The 21,107-nt window shown below is 62.1% G+C and carries 16 protein-coding genes; 2 read left to right on the forward strand and 14 right to left on the reverse strand.

Annotation, left to right across the window (positions count from 1 at the left end; all coding sequences use genetic code 11):
- Positions 1-79: 79 nt before the first annotated feature.
- The 7 genes from IB272_RS14165 to IB272_RS14195 form a co-directional block, all read right to left on the reverse strand.
- Positions 80-784, reverse strand: a complete 705-nt coding sequence (locus tag IB272_RS14165; protein ID WP_192373025.1) for a gamma-glutamyl-gamma-aminobutyrate hydrolase family protein — start codon at positions 782-784, stop codon at positions 80-82.
- Between the two features lie 103 nt (positions 785-887).
- Positions 888-1,850 (reverse strand): ATP-binding cassette domain-containing protein, encoded by a 963-nt coding sequence (locus tag IB272_RS14170; RefSeq protein ID WP_034794701.1) that lies wholly within the window; start codon positions 1,848-1,850, stop codon positions 888-890.
- Positions 1,847-2,758: an ABC transporter ATP-binding protein gene (locus IB272_RS14175; protein ID WP_034794704.1), complete on the reverse strand. Its 912-nt coding sequence runs from the start codon at positions 2,756-2,758 to the stop codon at positions 1,847-1,849. The genes IB272_RS14170 and IB272_RS14175 overlap by 4 nt, the downstream gene beginning before the upstream one ends.
- Positions 2,755-3,576 (reverse strand): ABC transporter permease, encoded by an 822-nt coding sequence (locus IB272_RS14180; protein WP_034794912.1) that lies wholly within the window; start codon positions 3,574-3,576, stop codon positions 2,755-2,757. Before IB272_RS14180 ends, IB272_RS14175 begins: the two co-directional genes overlap by 4 nt.
- 5 nt (positions 3,577-3,581) lie before the next feature.
- Positions 3,582-4,517 carry an ABC transporter permease gene (locus IB272_RS14185; RefSeq protein ID WP_060517351.1) on the reverse strand — a complete coding sequence of 312 codons (936 nt, stop codon included), beginning with the start codon at positions 4,515-4,517 and terminating at the stop codon, positions 3,582-3,584.
- Positions 4,518-4,598: 81 nt separating this feature from the next.
- Positions 4,599-6,191: an ABC transporter substrate-binding protein gene (locus IB272_RS14190; protein WP_060516616.1), complete on the reverse strand. Its 1,593-nt coding sequence runs from the start codon at positions 6,189-6,191 to the stop codon at positions 4,599-4,601.
- 55 nt (positions 6,192-6,246) lie between these two features.
- Positions 6,247-7,872, reverse strand: a complete 1,626-nt coding sequence (locus IB272_RS14195; RefSeq protein WP_192444493.1) for an amidohydrolase — start codon at positions 7,870-7,872, stop codon at positions 6,247-6,249.
- 204 nt (positions 7,873-8,076) lie between these two features.
- On the opposite strand from IB272_RS14195, the gene IB272_RS14200 reads away from it, so the two are divergent.
- Complete coding sequence (locus IB272_RS14200; protein ID WP_192444494.1) at positions 8,077-9,018, forward strand: LysR family transcriptional regulator; 942 nt, start codon at positions 8,077-8,079, stop codon at positions 9,016-9,018.
- A gap of 54 nt (positions 9,019-9,072) precedes the next feature.
- On the opposite strand, the gene IB272_RS14205 is transcribed toward IB272_RS14200, so the two are convergent.
- Positions 9,073-11,523 (reverse strand): FAD-dependent oxidoreductase, encoded by a 2,451-nt coding sequence (locus tag IB272_RS14205; protein WP_034794731.1) that lies wholly within the window; start codon positions 11,521-11,523, stop codon positions 9,073-9,075.
- A 78-nt stretch (positions 11,524-11,601) separates the two neighbouring features.
- A complete protein-coding gene (locus tag IB272_RS14210) occupies positions 11,602-12,393 on the reverse strand; it encodes a DeoR/GlpR family DNA-binding transcription regulator (protein ID WP_034794735.1) in 792 nt (263 codons plus the stop codon).
- A gap of 204 nt (positions 12,394-12,597) precedes the next feature.
- On the opposite strand from IB272_RS14210, the gene IB272_RS14215 reads away from it, so the two are divergent.
- Positions 12,598-13,635, forward strand: coding sequence for a GlxA family transcriptional regulator (locus tag IB272_RS14215; RefSeq protein ID WP_034794738.1), 1,038 nt, complete (start codon positions 12,598-12,600; stop codon positions 13,633-13,635).
- A 74-nt stretch (positions 13,636-13,709) separates the two neighbouring features.
- Here IB272_RS14215 and IB272_RS14220 read toward each other — a convergent pair whose 3' ends face one another.
- The 5 genes from IB272_RS14220 to phnA form a co-directional block, all read right to left on the reverse strand.
- Entirely contained in the window at positions 13,710-15,719 is a 2,010-nt protein-coding gene (locus IB272_RS14220) for a putative 2-aminoethylphosphonate ABC transporter permease subunit (RefSeq protein WP_192444543.1), read from the reverse strand.
- 2 nt (positions 15,720-15,721) lie between these two features.
- Positions 15,722-16,903: a putative 2-aminoethylphosphonate ABC transporter ATP-binding protein gene (locus IB272_RS14225; RefSeq protein WP_034794744.1), complete on the reverse strand. Its 1,182-nt coding sequence runs from the start codon at positions 16,901-16,903 to the stop codon at positions 15,722-15,724.
- Positions 16,904-16,989: 86 nt separating this feature from the next.
- Positions 16,990-18,000: a putative 2-aminoethylphosphonate ABC transporter substrate-binding protein gene (locus IB272_RS14230; RefSeq protein ID WP_246810365.1), complete on the reverse strand. Its 1,011-nt coding sequence runs from the start codon at positions 17,998-18,000 to the stop codon at positions 16,990-16,992.
- 374 nt (positions 18,001-18,374) lie between these two features.
- Entirely contained in the window at positions 18,375-19,829 is a 1,455-nt protein-coding gene (gene phnY, locus IB272_RS14235) for a phosphonoacetaldehyde dehydrogenase (protein WP_034794751.1), read from the reverse strand.
- 10 nt (positions 19,830-19,839) lie between these two features.
- The gene (gene phnA, locus IB272_RS14240; protein ID WP_192444496.1) at positions 19,840-21,102 is read right to left on the reverse strand and encodes a phosphonoacetate hydrolase; all 1,263 of its coding nucleotides are present in this window, start codon (positions 21,100-21,102) and stop codon (positions 19,840-19,842) included.
- Between the last annotated feature and the right edge of the window lie 5 nt (positions 21,103-21,107).

A 21,107-nucleotide genomic window follows, 5' to 3' on the forward strand; every position in this document is an offset into this window, starting at 1 on the left:
TATTTGCTGGAGCCGCCAACGTCAATCGGGAGAGGGCAGAATGTGCTTCCGACAGAACGCAGCAGGGCCTTGGAACAGGTTATCGAAGGTGTCGGCTTGACGCCTCGACGAAGGCGTCGAAGACGCGAGCGCCCGGATGGCTGTCGGCATCCAGCATTTCGGGGTGCCATTGAAGGCCCATGGCAAAGGTCTGCGAGCCGATCTCGATCGCTTCAACGACACCATCCGGGGCTCGGGCCGTAACGGTCACCGCGCCCGATACCTCCACGATCGCCTCGCGGTGAAACGTGTTCACGGTGAATGTTTCGATGCCGAGGATGTCGGCCATTCTGGTGCCGGGGACAACGCTGACGTCATGCGAGAAATTGGCCTGGTCGTGATTGAGCGCGTCGGGCCACGACGAATGGACATCGGAAACCATCCGGCAAGCGTTGAGGCAGCCGAGCATCTGCATGCCGTTGCAGATGCCGAGCACAGGCTTGTCGCGCGCAAGGAAACTTTCCATCAATGCCATGTCGACGGCTAGCCGATCCGAGGGCGGATACTGGGATTGGTCTCCTTCGACATACCAGCTTTTCGGGAAGTTGATGCGGCCGCCGACGCTTAAGAACCCATCAAAATCTTCGACGACCTGGTCGACGAGATCGGGAACATAGGGGATGCCGAAGGCAAAGGCGCCGGCGCGGCGCAGGGCGGAAAAGTAATTTCTCGAGACGTCATAGCGTCCACCGCCCGCACTGGTGTTTTCATCCATGATCACGGCGATCTTCGGCATGCGTTTCATCGGGTTCATCCTAGATTTCAATGATTCCAAGTTCGGACGTTGAGCAACCTAGCCTATCTTTGCCGCGGGGCGGAACGGGGCTTCGCTCAGCGCATTCCATCGGTTAGGCCAAAGCCATCCGAACCCTATGGTTCCCGCCGATCTCGATCAGTTCGGATCGAACAGGCGCGGTAAAAACATCCGGCGCGGTGCTGCCATCGGAAACGAAGCTGCGGCCGGCAAGTTGCGGCACGGTGGCGTCGCTCGCCTGCCTTTCCGCCGGATTCAGCGCAGCATCCGGATCGGGAATGGCGGCGATCAGGCGGCGCGTGTAGGGATGGGTGGGGACTTCGAAAATCTCGCGCCAGCCGCCCTCTTCCACGACTTCGCCGAAATACATCACCAGCACCCGGTCGCTCATATGTTCCACCACGCTCAGATCGTGGCTGATCATCAGATAGGAGAGGCCGAGTTTTTCCTGAAGGTCGAGCAGCAGATTGATGATCTGCGCGCGGATCGACACGTCGAGGGCCGAGACCGGCTCGTCGAGCACGACGATCTCAGGCTCGAGGATCAGCGCGCGGGCGATGCCGATGCGCTGGCGCTGGCCGCCGGAGAACTCATGCGGATAGCGTTTGGCCTGTTCGGGCGTCAGGCCGACATTCTTGAGCATCGCCTCGATGCGGCCTTCGATTTCCGAGGCGGCGGTAATGCCGTGCAGCCGCAGCGGTGCTGCGAGCGAGGTGCGCACGGACTGGCGGGGGTTGAGCGAGGCATAAGGATCCTGGAACACCATCTGCACCGCTTTCGCCCGGTCCATCCGTTGCGGCGCGCCGGGCCCCGCGAGCGGCTGACCGCGATAGCGGATCATGCCCTCAGTCGGTTCCTGCAGGCCGAGAATGGAAAGCGCCGTCGTCGATTTCCCGCAACCGGATTCGCCGACGATCGACAGGCACTCGCCCTTGGCAAGCTCGAAGCTGATGCCGTTGACGGCGTGAAGCGTACGCCGTCCTTTGCCGAGCAGGCCACCGCCGGAAATGGGGAAACGGACATGGAGATCGTCCACCTGAAGCAGCGGCGCGGTCATGGCTGGCTCCCTTCCCGTTCGCGTGGCGCGATGAAGCGGCTTTCCGTCAGCTTCGAGCGGTCGGCGATGATGCTGTCGATGTCGACGAGCCGCTGCCGCCCATGTTCGCTGCGGCTGCCAAGGCGCGGCAGGGCGCCGAGCAGGCCGCGGGTGTATTCGTGCCGCGGGCTTTCAAAGAGCGCCCGCGTCTCGTTCTCCTCGACGAGGCAGCCCGAATACATCACGCCGACGCGCTGGCAGATGCTGGCGATGACGCCAAGGTCGTGGCTGATGAAGAGGACGGCCGTCCCGCGCGCCGCGCAGAGTTCCTTGATGAGGCGCAGCACCTCGGCCTGCACGGTTACGTCGAGTGCCGTCGTCGGCTCATCGGCGATCAACAGGTCCGGGCTGCAGGCAAGCGCCATCGCGATCATCACCCGCTGGCGCAGCCCGCCGGACATCTGGTGCGGATAGTTCCTGGCACGGCGATCAGGGTTGGGCACGCGCACATTCCCGAGCGCTTCGACGGCGAGCTTTTCGGCTTCCGCCCAGCTTTTTCCCTGATGTAGCACGAACATCTCGGCGATCTGTCGCCCGACCGTTGAAAGCGGGTTCAGCGCCGTCATCGGCTCCTGGAAGATCATGGCGATGCGATTGCCGCGCAGGCGCCGCATCTCGCGTTTCGGCAACGCCAGCAGGTTCTGCCCCTTGAACAATATCTCGCCACTGGTAACGGCAAGCGGCCGTTTCAAAAGGCCCATGACGGCAAGCGATGTGACCGATTTTCCGGACCCGGATTCGCCGACGAGGCCATAGGCCTCGCCGGGCATGATCTGGAACGAGACGCCCTTGAGCAGTGGATGGTAGCTGGAACGGCCGAGCGAAACGCCAAGCTGCAGGTTCTTGATGTCGAGAAGCGGCGCGGTCATGGCTTGCGCGTCCTCATATGCGGATCGAGGCTGTCACGCAGACCATCGCCGAGAAGGTTGAAGCCAAGCACCGAAAGGAAGATGGCAAGGCCAGGGAAGAGCGCCGCCCAGGGGGCGAGCTGGATCAGCTGGCGTGCATCGGTCAACATCGAACCCCAGCTCGGGAATGGCGGCTGGATGCCGAGGCCGAGGAAGGAGAGCGCCGCTTCAGACAGCACCGCCGACCCCATGCCGAGCGTTGCCATGACGAGGATCGGCCCCATCATATTGGGCAGGATCTGCGTGAACATGATGCGCAGGTCGCCATAGCCCAGCGTCTGGGCCGCCTGCACGTAGCCTTGCGATTTCAAGGAGAGAGTCGAGGAGCGAGCGATGCGGCAGGTCCAGCTCCAGTTGGTGAGGCCAAGCGCGATCAAGAGCGACGGCAGGCCGGGGCCAAGCACCGCCATGACGGCAAGCGCGAAGATCAACGAGGGGATGGCGAGCATGACGTTGGTCAGGCCGTTGACCAGATCGTCCCACCAGCCGCCCCAATAGCCGGCCGTCATGCCGAGCGTGACGCCGATGATCGAGTTGATCACCTGCGACACGATGCCAACAGTCAGCGAGATCTGCGCGCCGTAAAGAATGCGGGTATAGACGTCCCGTCCCTGCCCGTCCGTGCCGAACCAGAAGGTGGCGTCCGGCGGCAGTTCGGAGTTCATCAAGTCGGCATCGAGCACGGGGTCAAAGGGCGCGATCCAATGGGCAAGGACACCGGCGAAGATGACGAGCGCAGTCAGCGTCGCACCGAGCCAGAAGTTGAAGCCGAGGCGCACGGTCGTCACTCCTGCTTGATGCGCGGATCGATCGCGGCATAGACCAGATCGACGGCGGTGTTGATGATCAGGAACCACAGCACGATGACGAGGATCGTGCCCTGCACCACGGGAATGTCGCGGATCGCCACACTATCGACCAGCAGCGAGCCGATGCCCGGCCAGGCGAACAGCTTTTCGATGACGACGGCCTGGCCGATCAGCGAGCCGAACTGCAGGCCGACCGTGGTGACGATCAGCACCAGCGCATTGCGCGCCACGTGCCAGCGCACCACCTTCGCCTCGCTCATGCCTTTGGAATGGGCGGTGCGAATGAAGTCGGCGTTCAAAACGTCGAGCACGCCGGCCCGGGTGGTGCGCGCCAGCAGCGCGAGCGGCGTGACGCCGAGGGTCACGGCCGGCAGGATGAGGTTTCGAAACGAGCCGTCGCCGTAACCGAAACTGGGCAGCCAGTTCAGTTGCAGGGCGAAGAGATACATCATCAGAAGGCCGAGCCAGAATTGCGGCATGGAGAGGCCCGAAACCGCCCCGATCATCGTCACCGTATCGAGGATCGAACCGGGCCTGAGTGCTGCAAGAAAGCCGAGCGGCACGCCGACAACGATGGCGAAGACCATGGCGGCGACGGCCAGCTGAAGCGAGGCGCCCATGCGGTCGTTGATGAGGTCAATGACCGGCTGGCGGGTGCGGAAACTGGTGCCGAGATCGAACTGGGCGAGATCCGTAACATAGGTCACGAAGCGCTCCATCAGCGGCTTGTTCAGACCGAACTCCTCATTGAGGCGAGCGATCATTTGCGGATCGGCGGCACGCTTTCCGTCGGCAAAGAGGCTGGCCGCGAAGGTACCGGGGACGACGGAGAAGATAACGAAGATCAGCAGCGCCACCACGACGATCGTCGGGACGACCTGCAGAATGCGGCGCAGGGTAAAACGAAGCATGAGCGGTTCCATTTTGGCCACCCGGATGGGTGGGACAACTGATGTGTGGGGCGGCCGAAACCGCCCCGAACCTCTCAGGGCTTACTTGCGTGCGTCCGGCGCCGTGTCGTCGATCCAGATCTCGTCATAGGGCTGGACCGCCAGTTCCGTGGCGTTCGGGACAAGGCCGTGGATCCAGGGCTGGTAGGCCATGACCGCCTTGTTGTAGTTGAAGAACCAGACCGGCGCATCGTCCTGCACGATGTTGTTGGCCTGGCGCAGCAGATCGCTCTGCTTGGCAGGGTCGCGTTCCTGCTGGGCCGCCTCATAGAGTTTGTCGAAATCCGGGCTCGCATAGCTCGCGTAGTTGCAGGCGGACTGCGCCGTCTTGGAATAGAAGCAACGCAGTGCATTGAGCGGGTCGGGACCGGACAGGTTCGACCAGATGAAGGCCTGGAAGTTGTTCGACGTCACGGCATCGCCAAGCGCCGAGCTTTCGACCGGCTTCGGCTTCACGGTGACGCCGACCTTCTTCAGCATCGGCAGGATGGCTTCAACGATCGGCACGCCCCAGCTTTCGTTCGGGCTCGCCGTGACTTCGAACTCGAAGCCATCGGCATAGCCTGCTTCCGCCAGGAGTGCTTTCGCTTTCTCTGGATCGAAGGCGTAGGGCACCTTGTCCTTGTCGAAGGCCGGCGAAGACAGCGGCAGCCAGCCGGAGGCGGGGTAGGCCTTGTTCTTGACGAGCCGTTCAATGATCAGCGGCGCATTGATCGCATGGTTGATCGCCTGGCGGACCCGCTTGTCCTTGAAGGGTTCGAAGGCCGGGTTGAAGCCGATGTTGCGCGTATAGACCTCGGCAACTTCGAGCAGGTGATCCTTCAAGGCGTCTTCACCCTGATAGGCCTGGTATTGGGTCGGGCCAAGGATCGAGACATCGATTTCCTTGTTTCGGAACGCGACGTCGCGCGCGGCGTCCTCGGCCATCAGCACGATGTTGATGCGGTCGAGATAGGGCTTGCCCTCTTCGTAGTACTTGTCGAACTTTTCGACAACGACCTGCGATCCCGGCACGTGCTCCTTGAAGACGAAGGCGCCGAGGCCAACGGGGGTCTTGGCGAAGCTCGATTCATCCTTGACATCAGACGGATAAATCACCGTCGTGTTCTGCATCAGCGGGAAGCCGGGGTTGATCGGTCCGGTATAGGTGATCTCCAGCGTGTGGTCGTCGATTTTCTTGAGACCGGAAATCTCCTCAGCCTTGCCGGCGATGAACGCATCCGCACCCTTGATGACGGCAATGTAGCTTGCGCCCGGGAAGGCGTTCTTCGGGTTGGCGATGCGCTTGTAGCTGTAGATGATGTCGTCGGCCGTCAGTGGCTTGCCGTTGTGGAAGACGGCATTTTCGCGCAGGCGATAGGTGTGCACCGTACCATCCTCGGACACCTCTTCCGAGCTAGCGAGTTCCAGGACCGGCTTGTTCTGGATCGAATCCCAGCTGTAGAGCGCGCGGTGGATCGCCTGGGTGATGAATTCCTCCTGGGTGTTCGGGCTTGCCTGAACGTCGAGCGTGGCGAAGCTCGAGCCATAGGGTGCGGTAAAGACGAGCGTTCCGCCGTGGCGTTCGCCGGCAGCCAGCGCTCCGGTTGCCACCCCGAGGCCGAGCATTGCGGCCAATGTCAATCTTTTCAGCATGCTGTTTTCCCTCTCGTGCCGTTTTCGGCTTTGTGTTGATTGGTCTTTCAGGTCGTCAGCGTGCGTCGTGCACGACGCGGCCTGCAAGCAGGGTCATCAGGCAGCGTGTGCCTGAGAGAATGGTATCGGCCGGTGCCTCCAAGAGGTCGTTGTCGAAGACGGCGATGTCGGCCCATTGTCCCGGCACAAGCCTGCCCTTCACGTCTTCGGCCTTCTGAGAATAGGCGCCGTATTCCGTGTAGGCCTGCAACGCTTCCTCGCGGCTCAGCTTTTCCGCCTCCACCATCACGGTACCCTTGCCGGTCTTGCGCGTGATCATGGCGTGAAGGTTCGGGAAGGGATCGGGCGAGCAGACGGGCGAATCCGAGCCGGTCGAGGGCTTGAGACCCATGCGCATCCAGGTGCCGATCTGGTAGGAGGCCTTGCCCCGTTCCTCACCAAGCACGGAAACGTAGCTGTCGCCGAAATCGTGGATGAAGGCCATCTGCGGCGCCGGCAGGATGCCTGCCGCCTTCATGCGCCGATCTTGCTCCGGGCTCGAGAAGCCGCAATGCTCGATGCGATGGCGCCGATCCGGATCGGGATTACCGGCCAGCGCCTTTTCGTAGGCCGTGATCAGCTGCTCGATCGCACTGTCGCCGATGGCGTGGCAAGCCATCTGATAGCCCCGGTCGTGGCAGGATTTGACGATCGCCTCGACGTCGGCATCCGGCAGCATCTGTACGCCGATATTGTCGGGCTCACCAAGATAGGGCTTCGACATCCATGCGGTGCGCCCGCCGGCCGAGCCGTCGAGGAAGATCTTCACGGCCCCGACGCGCAACATGTCGTCGCCCGCACCGGAAATGAGCCCGGCACGCCAGGAATCCTCTACGATCGAGACGCCGGGATCGCCGAGCAGTGTCAGCCAGACGCGCACCGGCAGGCGGCCGGAAAGCTTGGCCATCTCATAAGCCTGGATTTCCGCAAAGCCGGCAAGTTGGCCGACCGCCGCATCCATGCAGCTCGTAATGCCGAGCGACAGAAGATAGCGCCCTGCCCGCTCGATGCCGTCGATCAACTCCTCCGTCGTCACCTCGGGAATAGCCGTCTTGATGAGGTTCTGCGCGTTTTCCGCCAGGAACCCGTTGAGGCGCCCGTCCGTGGTGCCGATCACGCCGCCGTCCGGCACCGGCGTCGCCTCGGTGACATCCGCCAGGCTCAGCGCCAGCGAATTCGCGATGGCCACATGGCCGCAGGCGCGCGTCAGCAGCACGGGATGATCCGGTACGGCGCGGTCGAGTTCCTCGCGGGTCGGATGCCGGCCGACATCGAGCTTGACCTGGTCATAGCCCCGTGCCCGCACCCATGCGCCCTTCGGCGTGACGGCCGCGCGTTCGGCAAGTTTCTCCATAAGGGCGGCAAGCGTCGGCGCAGCGGCAGGGGTCGCGTCGACCCAGCCCATGGTGATGCCGGTGGAGATCAGGTGAAGGTGATTGTCGATAAGACCGGGGCTAGCAAAACGGCCTTCGAGATCGATCACCTTGGTATGGGGCCCCTTGAGGCTCGCCATCTCGGCATCGCTGCCGGTGGCCAGAACCTTGCCCTGCCAAATGGCAACGGCCTCGCTGATCCCCTCCTCCCTGCCTCGCCAGATTCGGCCGTTGTGCAGAATAAGATCAGCGTGAAGCTGGAAGGCCATTAACAATCCCCCTTTTGTTATCAGCCTGATTTCGTGAGCCTCCTCGCTGCCTCGAAATCAGAACTGTTTGCCTTGGGCGCAACGTGGAAGGTTTGTCGGGGTTTGGCTAATTCGCTTTTAGCAAAGGCTGATGCAATATCGGCATAGCGATTTCTTTCCAACGACTTATGATCCCCTCAGCTGCAACGCAGGGGAGATCTGGGCATGGAGATCAAGTGGCTGGAGGACTTCGTGACCCTCGCCGACACGTGGAGTTTTTCGCGCGCTGCCGAGTTGCGCAACGTGACTCAGCCGGCGTTCAGCCGCCGCATCAAACAGTTGGAGCGTTGGCTCGGGGCGACGCTGATCAACCGCGCCACCATGCCGGCGGAACTGACGCCGGCAGGTCGCAATTTCCTGCCCATAGCGCAGGAGGCAATCCGAACCTTCTATGCAGCGCGCGAATCGCTACGCCCGTCTCACGAAGAAGGCCTCATCCGCTTTGCCGCGCTCCATACGCTGACGGTAACGATCTTCCCTGGCTGGCTCAAACTGCTCGAAAACGCAGGTGGCGCTTTCAGCACCTCGCTGATGCCCGACCGCGGCGGCATCGAGGCCAATCTTGACGCCCTCATCGGTGACGAGGCGGATTTCTTCCTGACTTATGCGCATTCGGAGGTGCCATTCCATCTCGACCGCGCACAATTCTCGTCGCTGACGATCGCCCATGATCGGCTGATCCCGCTCGCCGCCGCAAACGTCTCTATCCCCGATGGTACGCTACCGGGGCTGAATATTCTCGACCGGGCTGTGGCGCAGCCGCGGCTCGCTATTCCCTATCTGAGCTACGGGTTCAATTCGTTCTTCGGGGTCGCCCTTTCGCGTCTCATGCTGCGGCGCCCGCCCTTCCGGCGCCGCACGACGCATGAAAACACGATCAGTGCCGGGCTGATGAACATGGCGATGTCGGGTGCCGGCGTCTGCTGGTTGCCCGAAAGCCTTGCCCGTGACGCGATCGATGCCGGTGGCCTCGTACCCGCCTCTACGGATAAGGGCTGGAATCTCGACCTCGAAATTCGGCTTTACCGTCACGCCGCGACGCGCAGGCGCAGGGTCGAGGACCTCTGGCAAACGGCAAAGCTCTTGCTGGAACGCGAGCCCGCCTAGACGGGCTCGCGGGAAGATCAACACGCGCAATTCGTCGCATCGCGAAAAGATGGTCTAAATCTTGACCCTCAGCGCACGCGGATCATATGCCGGTGCCAGATGCACCGTCGCGGCATAGCGAATGCCTGCAAGATCGATCTCGAAGCGCTCCCCCTCGAGGAACGTTTTGTCCACGCCTTCAGGGTTTTCAAGCAGGCCGAGTGCGACCGAACGCCCAAGCGTGTGACCGTAGGCGGCGGAGCGGACCTCGCCGACCGGTTTTCCCGCACGCAGGATCAGTTCGCCGCCCCAAAGCATGGGCAAGGGATCGTCCAGGGTAAACTGAACGATGCGGCGCGAGGGCAGGCCCTTGGTCTTTGCGGCCACGAGCGCATCGTGGCCGACAAAGCCGCCGGGTTTTCCCAGAGCAACCGCAAAGCCAAGACCAGCCTCGTAGGGGTTGATGTCGGGCGTCAGTTCCCGGCTCCAGGCGCGGTAGCCCTTCTCCAGCCGCAAAGCCTCAAGCGCATAGTAGCCGCAATCCGTCAGGCCGAAGGCGCGACCGACCTCGTGCAGCGCCTCGTAAACACCGACAGCGAATTCTGTCGGCACGATCAGTTCCCAGCCGAGTTCGCCGACATAGGTCATGCGGTTGGCAAAGGCCGTGGCGTAACCGATATCGATCTCGCGGATAGTCGCGAAGGGAAAGCCCTCGTTCGAGATATCCGCCGAGGTAAGCTTCGAGAGGATGTCGCGCGATTTCGGTCCCATCAGCGCCAGGACTGCATAGGACGACGTCACGTCGGTCAAAGTCACGTGGGCGTCCGCGGCAAGGTTCTTGCGGATCCAGTCCGCATCATGCACCGCTTGGGCCGAACCTGTGATCAGCATGAAGCGATCGGCCGCAAGTCGCATGACGGTCAGGTCGCTCTCGTAGCCGCCCCGCGCGTTCAAGAGTCCGGTATAGACAGAACGGCCGATCTCGCCGTCGATGTCGGCAGCGCAGATGCGGTTAAGCGCTGCTGCCGCATCCCGCCCCTGCACAAGCAGCTTGGCGAAGGAGGTCTGGTCGAAAATGCCGGCGGCCTCGCGCGTTGCCTTCATCTCGCGCTTGACCGCTTCATGCCAGTTCTGCCGACCGAAGGAATACTCGGTGACGGGGCGCTCGCCTTCCGCAGCAAACCAATTGGCCCGTTCCCATCCCATTTTCGAACCGAAGCACGCGCCCTTGGCGGCAAGCCGATCGTAGAGAGGCGAACGGCGGAAGGGGCGTGCCGTATCCAGCTCCCGGTTCGGCCAAGGCATCGCATAGTGCAGACCGAGCGTTTCCTTGACGCGATCGTGAAGCCAGCGCGGATTGTTGTTGAAGCCCGCGAAGCGACGGATATCGACCGGCCAAAGATCCATGGTCGGCGCGCGGTTTACGATCCACTCGGCAAGGGCTCGACCTGCCCCGCCGGCGCTGGCAATCCCCATGGAGTTGAAGCCTGCGCCGACAAAGAAGTTCTTCAGTTCGGGCGCCTCGCCGAGAATGAAATTGTTGTCCGGGGTAAAACTCTCCGGGCCGTTGTAAAACTTCTTCACCTCGGATGTTTCAAGCTGCGGCACGCGCTGCAGCGCATTGTGCATCAGGATTTCGAACTGATCCCAATCGTCAGGTAAGAGGGCGAACTCGAAATCGTCGGGAATGCCTGCCATGCCCCAGGGCTTGGCTTCCGGCTCGAAGCCACCCATGACGAGCCCGCCGACTTCCTCCTTGAAATAGATGTAGCCGTCCGGATCGCGCATGACCGGCAGGTCAGGATGTACGCCCTCGATGCGGCCGGTGACGATATACATGTGCTCGGCCGAGTGCAGCGGCACGGTGACGCCGCACATCTGGCCGACCTTGCGTGCCCATTGACCGGCACAGTTGACGACGATCTCCGCGGCAATGGCCCCCCGATCGGTTTCGACGCCGGTGACGACGCCGTTTTTGGTCGAAATGCCTGTGACCCGGACGCGCTCGATCACGCGGGCGCCGCGATTGCGGGCGCCTTTGGCGAGCGACTGCGTGAGGTCTGTTGGATTGGCCTTGCCGTCGCCCGGCAGCCAGACGGCGCCGACGAGATCGTCGATCGCCATGACCGGCCAGAGCTCCTGCGCTTGCTTCGGCGAGATCACCTCGATCGCGACGCCTTGGGCGCGAGCAGAGGCCGCCGTGCGCTTCAACACGGTCATGCGGTCTTGCGTGCGGGCAACCGAGAGCGAGCCGCAATTCTTCCAGCCCGTGGCAAGGCCGGTCTCGGACTCAAGCTCGCTATAAAGCTTGGTCGAATATTTGATGAGGCCCGTCATGTTGGCGTGGCTGCGCAACTGACCGACGAGACCGGCCGCATGCCAGGTGGTGCCGCCGCTTAACTGCCCCTGCTCCAGCAAAACGACGTCGTTCCAGCCGAGCTTGGTTAAGTGATACGCGACCGAGCAGCCTATAATACCGCCGCCGACGATGACGACCTGTGCCTGTGTTGGAAATTCCTGCGCCATGAAACGACCTCCCGAACCCATGGAAGGCCGCACGGTAACAAAACGCGGACAAAGAACAAGACAAAAAGTTACAAAAGATTACATTTGTTGTTCTGCAACGACCAGGGCTGGACCTTTGCGCTCGAGCGCCTCGCGGATCGCCTCCGGCGGATGTCGATCAACAATCACTCCGGCGGCGGCTTCGAAGCGGGGAATGCGAAGCGGCGTCAGCCGTCCGAACTTGGAACTGTCGAGTACGAAATAGGCTTTGGCCGCCGTTGCCACCATGCGCGAGCGCTGCTCGGCGCCGCTGCGGGTAAAGTCGGTCACCTCTCCATCGGGCGACAGGCCCCCGCCGCCTAAGAACGCGACGTCGACGCGGAAATGGCTGATCGCCTCGAGCGCATCGATACCGATGGCCGCTTCTTCATCCGGATCGATTTCGCCGCCGAGCATATGAACGCGCACCTGGGGCTGTCGGCACATCAGCAAGGCGATCGATAGCGAAGTCGTGCAAATCGTTAAGTTTTTTCGCCCAGTCAGGGCATGGGCCACAGCAAGCGTCGTCGTGCCGGAATCAAGGAAGATCACCATGCCGTCGCGCACGAGACCTGCTGCTGCACGACCGATCAGCGCTTTTGGCCCGGCATTCTCCTCCCGCCGCTCGACGAAGGCCGCTTCCGTCGGTTCGAACAGGGTGGCGCCGCCATGGACAAGATCGAGCTGGCCGCGATCGGCAAGAAGCTTCAGATCGCGCCTGATGGTCTGACGCGAAACATCGAAGAAATCCGCAAGCTCGGTGATACCAACGGTACCGTCGGCTGCAAGCCGCCTGAGGATCTCGCCGTGACGGCGTGGAGCAAGAGCGCGGGCGTTTTGTTGTTCTGACATGTGACTATCTGTGTCCATTTTTGTCCATTTGACAAGCTGCAACGGCTGTCCACGCCGCAGCGCACGCGCAGTAGCCCCTCACCCGCACGGATTTCGAGCGGATTTCTTCGGATCCTCGTTTTAACGGGATTGGCAACGGTCCAATATGTTGCATAATGTAACTATTCTTTCCGCGCACCACTTCGACGCCCTCAGGAAGAGACAATGCAACAGCCATGTACGCAGGCTCGCCACTTCACCTTCTACCTGCTCGATGGATTTACCCTCCATGGCTTCTCCGCGGCGATCGAAGCGCTACGCCTCGCCAATGACGTGGCCGGCCGCCCGGTATACGGGTGGCACCTTGTAGCGGCGGATGGAGCACCCGCCGTTTCATCCTGCGGCACGGGCATTCCGGTAGCGGCGCCGCTCTCGGCCGAACGCAACCGGTTTGGCCGCGATGCAGATCCGGGCTTCATCGTCATCTGTGGCGGCCGCAAGAAGCCATCGGCCGACAGGGCCCTGGAGGCCTGGCTGCGATCAGGCGCTCGCAGCAACGCGCGCCTCGCCGGGCTTGGCGGCGGCGTCTACTGCCTAGCGCGCGCGGGGCTGCTCGATGAGCGTCGCTGCGCCGTTCACTGGGAACACTTTCCAGACTTCTCCGAGCGGTTCTTCATCGCGGACCCGCGCCAGACCGCCTTTGAGATCGACGGCGGGATCTATACCTGCGCCGGCGGCAACGCGCCCTTCGACATGTTCCTGCACATCATCGAAGAGGACCTTGGTCGGGACGTGGCCACCCGTATCTGCGAGGCGGCACTCTGCGAGCGGCTGCGTGAGACCGGCGAGCGCCAGCGATTACCGTTGCAGGCACGTCTCGGCATCGACAACCCTCTATTGATCCGTGTCATCGAAAAGATGGAGGCAAATCTTGCCGAGCCATTGAAGCTCGCCGACATGTGGCCCTCGACCGGACTTTCCCGGCGCCAGATCGAGCGCCTGTTTCGAAGAGAAATGGGGCGCACGCCGGCGCGCTACTATCTCGACCTCAGGCTCGAGCGCGCTCACCTGCTGCTCATAACCTCGTCGCTTCAGGTCATCGAAATCGCGGTCGCCTGCGGCTTTTCCACCGCCTCGCACTTTTCCCGCACCTACCGCGAACGCTACGGCCTTACGCCGCAGCGTTCGCGTCTCAACGAGATGGAGCGCCTGCGCGCAGGAAACGACCGCAAAGTGGTGATGGCGGAGCTCCGGGTGGCGTAGAGTGACGCGGACAAAAGCGCCGCCGTCCTTCAGAGCGAAGGAAGGGCGGCGCTTTGCGAAGGGCTGGTTGCGGGTTAGCGCCAAGCCTGGGTGCGCGCGAGCAGACCGCGCGCGATCAGCGCGTGGACAAGTTTGGCCGCAACATTAGTGTAAAAGATCATCATGCCCATGGCCGCGGCCGGCGCTATATCGCCGGCGTCGTCCATGTTTAGCACGGCGACTGACGCGAGCTTGGTGTCGGTCGAGTAGAGAAACACCACCGCCGAGACGGTCGTCATCGCATTGACGAAGAGATAGATAGCGATGTTGAGGATCGCCGGCAGGCAGACCGGCACCGTGACCCGAAAGAACAGCCGGTGGAAGGGCTGTTTCAGCGACGCGGCGACGGATTCGAACTCCGGGTCCATCTGCTTCAGCGCCGTCAGCGCGGTCAGGTGCGCGACGGTATAAAAGTGCGTCACGGTCGAGACGACGAGGATCGTCATCGTGCCGTAGATCGGGTGCAGCGGATTGGCCGGGTTGTTGAAGAAGAAGATATAGGCAAGGCCGAGCACCATGCCGGGCACCGCCATCGGCATCATCGCCAGGAAGTGAAAGAGGCCACGGCCGAAGCGGAAGCCATCGGCCTTCTCCACCATGTAGGCGCCGGCAAAGACGACGATCGAACCGAAGAGTGCCGTCAAAAGCGCGAGCCGGATCGAGTTGCCATAGGCGGCCCAGCCGCCACCGTCCATCAGGTCGAAGGCAAAATTCTTGGCTGTCAGCGTCAGGTCATAGGGCCAGAACTTCACCACCGCTGCGATCTGGCACATGGCGATCATGCCGAGGATGAAGAGGCTGACGAAGCAGGCAAAGGTGAAGCACAGACCGTCCATGCGGGCATTGAGCTTCGGCTGATAGGGCACGGCGCGCGCCGACAGAAGCGCTACCTGCCGCTTCTGCATGTGCCGGTCGACGTAAAAGGCAAGCACCGCCGGCACCAGCAGGATGACGGAAACGACCGCGCCCATCTCGAAGTTCTGCTGGCCGATCACCTGCTTGTAAATGTCGACGGCGAGCATGCCGTATTGTCCGCCGATCACCTTGGGCAGGCCAAAATCGGTGATGACAAGCGTGAAGACGACGAAGGCCGCAGAGACGATGCCGAAGCGCGCGCCGGGCACCGTGACGGTCGTGAAGGTCCGCCATTTGCTGGCTTTGAGCGATGCGGCCGCCTCATAGTGGCGAGCATCGGCAATCGAGAGCGCCGTCAGGATGATCAGGAAGGCATGCGGCAGGGTGAAGAAAACAGAGCCTATGACGATGCCGATCGGCCCGTAGATCGAATAGCCAAAAAGCCAATCCCTGAAGATGCCCTGATTGCCGAAGAGATAGACGAGTGCAATGCCCGGCAAGAGTGACGGCACCAGGATCGGGATCGTCAGGATGCCGCGGAAAAGCCCTTTGAGCGGCATGCAGCTGCGCGTCAGGCCGTAGGCAAGCGCAAAGGCGACCGAGATCGTGAACACCGTGCTGATCACCGCCATCAGCACGGAATTGTAGATCGACTGCGCAAGCGCCGGCGTCGAGAAATAGGTCGTGAAGTTCGTAAAACCCAGAGCGCGCGCGGGTCGCAGCACGACGCGCCGGAAGGTACCGGAATCATAGTCCCGCCACTCAGTCCCCTTTTCGAGGGTGGAGCCGACCAGGAAGGCGGCATCGTCGTTCGTGCCGCGAATACGGTAGTGAACGGGGCTGCGGAACTTGAAATCCGGGAATAATTTTGTGGCCGCGAGCCGTCCGTCGGAACTGCTGGAAAGCTCGGCTTCCGTCACCGCCCCGAGTTCCCGGTTCAGGTCTTCGGCGGTGACGACCGGCCCCCAGTTCGCCCCCGTCTCGTCGCTCACCTGGAACTCGAAAGCCGAAAGCTCGAACCGGTAGGTCGACAGCGACTTCGACAGCATGACGAAGAGCGGCGCGCCAAGCGCGACGACCAGATATAGCCCGATGACTGCCATGAAGCCGAGCTTGATGCGGTCGTCTTTGGAGGATTCCTGGCGCAGCCGCTTGCCGATCAGGGGAAGGTGGGGTGCTTCCAGAACCATGTTCATCGTCCAGCCCCCCTCGGATAGAGCAGCAGGCGTTCGCGCGGGATCTCCACCTGGATGGCGCCGCCGGTTTCGATCCGGAGGCGTCTCACCGCGTTGACGGAGAAGTCGGCAACCAGCGTGCGCTCGCCGAGACGCGGGGCCGTCAGGCGCGTGCGCCAGAACATGCCGAGGAACTCCATCTCGCGCACCTCGGCATCGATCAGGTTCTGCGGTGTGGCCGGCCGGTCGCTGGCGTTGACGGCATGGGCATCGGCTCCGTGGGGAATGATGTCGACCGGGCGGACGACCGCCGTTGCCGCGTGGCCGGCGGAAAAATCCTCCGTCGAACAGCAAAAGGCGGAGTGGCCGATCTCGACTTCGTCATCTCCAAGAACCCGGGCTTCGAACTGATTGGTCTCGCCGATGAAGTCGGCGACGAACAGCGTTTCGGGATGACGGTAGATTTCGGTCGGCGAGCCGACCTGCTCGATGACGCCGTGGTTCATGACGACGATCCGGTCGGCCATGGCGAGGGCCTCCTCCTGGTCGTGCGTCACCATGATGGTCGTCACACCGAGCTTTCTCTGCAGCGCCTTGATCTCATGGCGAAGGTGCACGCGAACCTTGGCGTCGAGTGCCGACAGCGGCTCGTCGAGCAACAATAGCCCCGGCGAGATGGCGATGGCGCGGGCAAGCGCGATGCGCTGTTGCTGGCCACCGGAAAGCTGGGCCGGATACTTCTTGCCGTGCGCCGAAAGGCCGACCGTTTCCAAGAGTTCGGCGACCCGGGATGCGACCCCCGCCTTCGATCGGCCGGTGTTTTCCAGGCCAAAGGCGATGTTCTGCTCGATCGTCAGATTGGGAAAGAGCGCATAAGACTGGAAGACGATGCCATAGTCGCGGCGGGAAGCCGGCAGCGTCGAGATATTGCGGCCGTCTTGCAGGATGGTGCCTTGCGTCTGCAGGTCGAGACCGGCGATGGCTCGCAGCAACGTCGTCTTGCCGCAGCCGGACGGGCCGAGAAAACAGACGAACTCGCCCCTGGCAATCGACAGCGAAATGTCGCGAAGCGCGACGAAATCGCCATAGGTCTTCCAGAGATCCGAGATCTGCAAGTAGGGGGCCGGCTCCGCGGCCGCGTCATCGGCGAAGTGCTGACGGCTGGTGGGCGTCGGTTCGATCGACAGGGCATGCCTCATCTGCAAGCTCCGCTGGCTTGAGGGATTTTCTTTCCGAGAAATGCGATCGGGCGCAGCGCAAAGGCGCTGCGCCCGGCCGATCAGGCTCAGCTCTTCGGTTCAGACTTGGCGTCGTAACGCTTCTGCCATTCCTTGAGGATGTCAGAGCGGTTGTTTGCGGCCCACTCGAAGTCGTTGACGATCATCCGGGAAGCGATGTCGTCGGGCAGGTGCTCGACCTGCTTGGCGACGCCCGGATAGGCAACGACGGCATAGCCGGCATTGTACATTTCGTTCGCTTCCTTGGTGACCGACCAGTCGACGAGCGTCTTTGCGGCTTCGAGGTTTGCCGTGCCAGCGATGATTGCGGTTGCCTCGGCCTCCCAGCCCGAACCCTCGGCGGGGAAGATGATGTCGATCGGTGCACCGGCACTCTTGGCCTTGGCGCCCGGAAACTCGAAGGACACGCCGATGACGGCTTCACCGGCGCCTGCCATCTTGCACGGCTTGGAGCCGGAATGGGTGTAGGCGGAGATGTTCTCGTGGAGCTTGTCCATGTAGTCCCAGGCCTTCTCCTCGCCCCACATCTGCATCCAGCCGGAGACGTCGAGGAAACCGGTGCCCGAGGATGCCGGGTTCGGCATCACCACGTGGCCCTTGTATTCGGGGTTCGTCAGGTCTTTCCAACTCGTCGGCGGCTTGAGGCCGAGCTTTTCGCCCTCGACCGTGTTGTAGCAAAGAGCCGCGACATAGGCGTCCATGCCAACCCAGCTCGGCGGCGTGTCCTTGTCGACGAATTTCGGGTCGAGCGTCTCGACGCCCTTGGGCTTGTAAGGTTCCAGCATGCCTTCGGTCTTCAAGAGAAGCAGCGAGGTTGCAGCGAGCCCCCAGACGACATCGGCCTGCGGATTGTCTTTTTCTGCAAGCAGCTTGGCGGTCATGACGCCCGTGGAATCGCGCACCCAGTTGATCTTGATGTCCGGGTGGGCCTTTTCGAAGGTCGCCTTGTAGCGGTCGAGGTCGACGGCTTCGACGGCGGTGTAGACGGTGAGCTGTGTTTCAGCGGCAGCGATGGCAGGAAGCACAGCGGAAACGGCGCCGGCAAGCACAAAGAGCATGCGTCTGTTCATGATTGAAGTTCTCCTCTGAGGTCCTGGTAAAACCGGGGAAGCGCGGCGGACAATCTTGTCGTTGCCCTGTTGTGATCGGCTTCGGGAAACATTCTGCGCAGCGGTTTCCTGTAAGTAAAATTTATTATTCTTATCGATTAGAAGAAAAAAACTATGGATGTTCTGCCGCAGAACTGGGCATGGAAACCGCGCTTGACCAAGGCGGCGGCAGGTTTCGATACGATTTCGCACAATCTGCCGGATGAAGGAGCAGATCTAAGATTGCGCGTCGCGCAGAGCCCCGCGACGCTGCGGGAGCAAATAGAAAGGGAGCCGCCATGGCGGCTCCCAGAGGGGTGAATCAGCGGGGGAAACGCTTGAAATCACCATGGCAAGGAGAATGTCTTGACGTTGGTAAAGCTCTTCATCGCCTCGATGACGCCTTCCTTGTAGCCGTTGCCGGAATCCTTGATGCCGCCGAAGGGGCTCATCTCGATCCGGTAACCCGGCACTTCCCAGATGTTGACCGTGCCGACCTTCAGCCCGGCGATGTATTTCTGCATTCGCCGGAAGTCATTGGTGCAGACGCCGGAAGAAAGGCCGAAGGCGGTTGAGTTCGAGAGCGCGATCAGCGCGTCGTCATCATCGGGCGCGCGCACGATCGGTATGATCGGCGCGAAGGTTTCTTCCATCACCAGTTCGCTCGAATGCTTAACGCGGTCGACAACGATTGGCGGCAAGAGGGCGCCTTTACGGCCGGGATCGTAGAGGATCTCCGCCCCTTCTTCCGCTGCCCGGTGCACCCGCCGCTCGAAGACTTCCGCCGCCTTGGCATGGACGACCGTGCCAAGGTCCGTCGCCCGGTCCATCGGATCGCCGAACCTCAGCTTTTTCGCTCGCTCGAGCACCAGCGGCACGAAGCGGTCGGCAACGCTCTCCTGGCAGAGGATGCGTTTCACAGCGGTGCAACGCTGGCCGGAGTTCTTCGTCGCGCCGGCAACGGCCAGATCCGCGGCTCTTGCGAGATCGTCGTCCGACAGATCGTTGAGGATGATCAGCGGGTCGTTGCCGCCGAGCTCCAGGATCTGCCGCTTGTAGTGGGCGTGGGCCGCGATCAGCTTGCCGACTGGAACGCTGCCGGTAAAGGTGATGAGGTCGAAGTTCGGATTGGTGATCATCTCCATGCCAATATCGGCGGGCCAGCCGGTCACGACCGAGAGCATTTCCGGCGGCAGGCCGGCCTCATAGAGAATGTCGGCGAAGATAAGCGCCGTCATCGGCGTCAGTTCTGTCGGCTTGAGCACAACGCAATTGTTCGTCGCAACCGCCGGCGCGACCTTGTGTGCCACCATGTTGAGCGGATGGTTGAACGGCGTGATCGCCGAAATGGCGTTGAGCGGTTCGCGCGTGGTGAAGATCTTGCGCGCCTTGCCGTGTGGTGTGAGGTCGCAGGAGAAGATCTCGCCGTCGTCATGAATGCACATCTGGCCCGAGAGCGTCAGCACGTCGAAGGCGCGGCCGACCTCGTAGAGCGAGTCCTGCTTGGAGATCCCGAGCTCCAGCGTGATCAGATCAGAGATCTCCTCCTTGCGGGCAACGAGCAGGTCCGCAGCCTTGAGCAGGATGCGCTGACGCTCGTAACGCGTCAGCTTCGGCTGGTAGGCGGCCGCGATCTCGAAGGCCTTGCGCGCATGCTCGGCGCTGCCCGCAGGCACCGTGCCGATCACCGCATCGTTGAAAGGGTAGCGCACCTCGATGCGCCCTTCGGTATCGACTGTCTTGCCGGCGATCCGCATGGGCTCGTGGCGAATTGCAAATGCTGTTTCCACCTTGGTCATCGCTCCCTCCCTAGTGCGTTGTCTGGGCGGCTGCGACGAGCGCGTAGTAGAACGCATCGAAATTGCGCAACGACGCGGATGTCAGCAATTCGGGCAGTTTGCGGTTGGCGATGAAAGGCACCGCCTGTTCGGTCAGGCCGCCATGCGAGCGCAGCGGTTCGTTCAGCGCCGCCAGATCATGGCGATGTTCGCTGGTGCCGAGCGTCTTGTTTTCCGAGGAGATCAGCACGAGATCGCCGATCCGATCGTCGGGCAGCTCGAAGCGTACGCAGGCTTCCGGGCGGGAGAGCACGACGTCGATGCCTTCGATCGCCTGCAGCCGCTCGATGATCTCCTCCTTGTCCGCACTTTCGGGCAGATAGGCCGTGGCAAACGAGCCGAGCGCGCCGTGATGCACGACATAGGGGTCGGTGATCGGCAGGATGACGCGCGCGGCGTCCTTGCCGAGCCATTGGTCGAGCAGGTCCTGCACGTAGATGACATCCGGCGAACCGTCCGCCTTGTGCTTCGGCTTCATACCGTGGTCGGCCGTGACGATGATGGCCGCGCCGAGCGCGTCGAGGTCGGTCAGATACTTGTCGAACATCTCATAGAAGGCGTTCGCCTGGGGTACGCCCGGCGCATATTTGTGCTGCACATAGTCGGTGGTCGTCAGGTACATGACATCCGGCCGAAATTCCTTGAGCAGCTTGACGCCGGCGGCAAAGACGAATTCGGAGAGATCGGCCGAATAGACTTCCGGTACAGCGCGACCGAGCCAGGCCGAGGCATTGTCGAGGCCGTTTTCCGCCTCGGTCGTCTTGTCCGCCTTTTCAGACGAGAAGCAGATGGCCCTGCCCTCGTCATACTTCAGCCCGTGGCCGAGCAGCGCCCTGAGCTTGTCCTTCGCCGTCACCACGGCGACCTTCGCACCCGCATCGTAGAAAGCCTTGAAGATGGTCGGGGCGCGCAGGAAGCGTGGATCGTTCATCATCACTTCGTTACCCGTCTGCGGTTCGTAGAGATAGTTGCCGCAGATGCCGTGGATCGCCGGCGGCCGGCCGGTAGCGATGGAAAGGTTGTTCGGATTGGTGAAGCTCGGGATAACGCTGAGCGCGGTGCGCTCCGTCCCGGTCTTGCGGATGCGCTCGAGCGTCGGCATCAGCCCGGCCTTGATGGCTTCGTCGAGATAGGCCGGCTCGCAGCCGTCGAGGCAGATGGCGATGGCCGGGACATTCGGCCAGGGATAGGTGCGACGGTTGGCGGTAACGGTGATCTTGGACATCTTGTTCATCGTAA

The sequence above is a fragment of the Ensifer sp. ENS08 genome (assembly GCF_014852195.1).
Lineage (GTDB): Bacteria > Pseudomonadota > Alphaproteobacteria > Rhizobiales > Rhizobiaceae > Ensifer > Ensifer adhaerens.

Excerpts from the sequence above, each read along its gene's own strand:
- IB272_RS14165 (WP_192373025.1), bottom strand. The coding sequence starts at position 784 with ATGAAACGCATGCCGAAGATCGCCGTGATCATGGATGAAAACACCAGT.
- IB272_RS14170 (WP_034794701.1), bottom strand. The coding sequence starts at position 1,850 with ATGACCGCGCCGCTGCTTCAGGTGGACGATCTCCATGTCCGTTTCCCC.
- IB272_RS14175 (WP_034794704.1), bottom strand. The coding sequence starts at position 2,758 with ATGACCGCGCCGCTTCTCGACATCAAGAACCTGCAGCTTGGCGTTTCG.
- IB272_RS14185 (WP_060517351.1), bottom strand. The coding sequence starts at position 4,517 with ATGCTTCGTTTTACCCTGCGCCGCATTCTGCAGGTCGTCCCGACGATC.
- IB272_RS14190 (WP_060516616.1), bottom strand. The coding sequence starts at position 6,191 with ATGCTGAAAAGATTGACATTGGCCGCAATGCTCGGCCTCGGGGTGGCA.
- IB272_RS14195 (WP_192444493.1), bottom strand. The coding sequence starts at position 7,872 with ATGGCCTTCCAGCTTCACGCTGATCTTATTCTGCACAACGGCCGAATC.
- IB272_RS14200 (WP_192444494.1), top strand. The coding sequence starts at position 8,077 with ATGGAGATCAAGTGGCTGGAGGACTTCGTGACCCTCGCCGACACGTGG.
- IB272_RS14205 (WP_034794731.1), bottom strand. The coding sequence starts at position 11,523 with ATGGCGCAGGAATTTCCAACACAGGCACAGGTCGTCATCGTCGGCGGC.
- IB272_RS14210 (WP_034794735.1), bottom strand. The coding sequence starts at position 12,393 with ATGTCAGAACAACAAAACGCCCGCGCTCTTGCTCCACGCCGTCACGGC.
- IB272_RS14215 (WP_034794738.1), top strand. The coding sequence starts at position 12,598 with ATGCAACAGCCATGTACGCAGGCTCGCCACTTCACCTTCTACCTGCTC.
- IB272_RS14220 (WP_192444543.1), bottom strand. The coding sequence starts at position 15,719 with ATGGTTCTGGAAGCACCCCACCTTCCCCTGATCGGCAAGCGGCTGCGC.
- IB272_RS14225 (WP_034794744.1), bottom strand. The coding sequence starts at position 16,903 with ATGAGGCATGCCCTGTCGATCGAACCGACGCCCACCAGCCGTCAGCAC.
- IB272_RS14230 (WP_246810365.1), bottom strand. The coding sequence starts at position 18,000 with ATGCTCTTTGTGCTTGCCGGCGCCGTTTCCGCTGTGCTTCCTGCCATC.
- phnY (WP_034794751.1), bottom strand. The coding sequence starts at position 19,829 with ATGACCAAGGTGGAAACAGCATTTGCAATTCGCCACGAGCCCATGCGG.
- phnA (WP_192444496.1), bottom strand. The coding sequence starts at position 21,102 with ATGAACAAGATGTCCAAGATCACCGTTACCGCCAACCGTCGCACCTAT.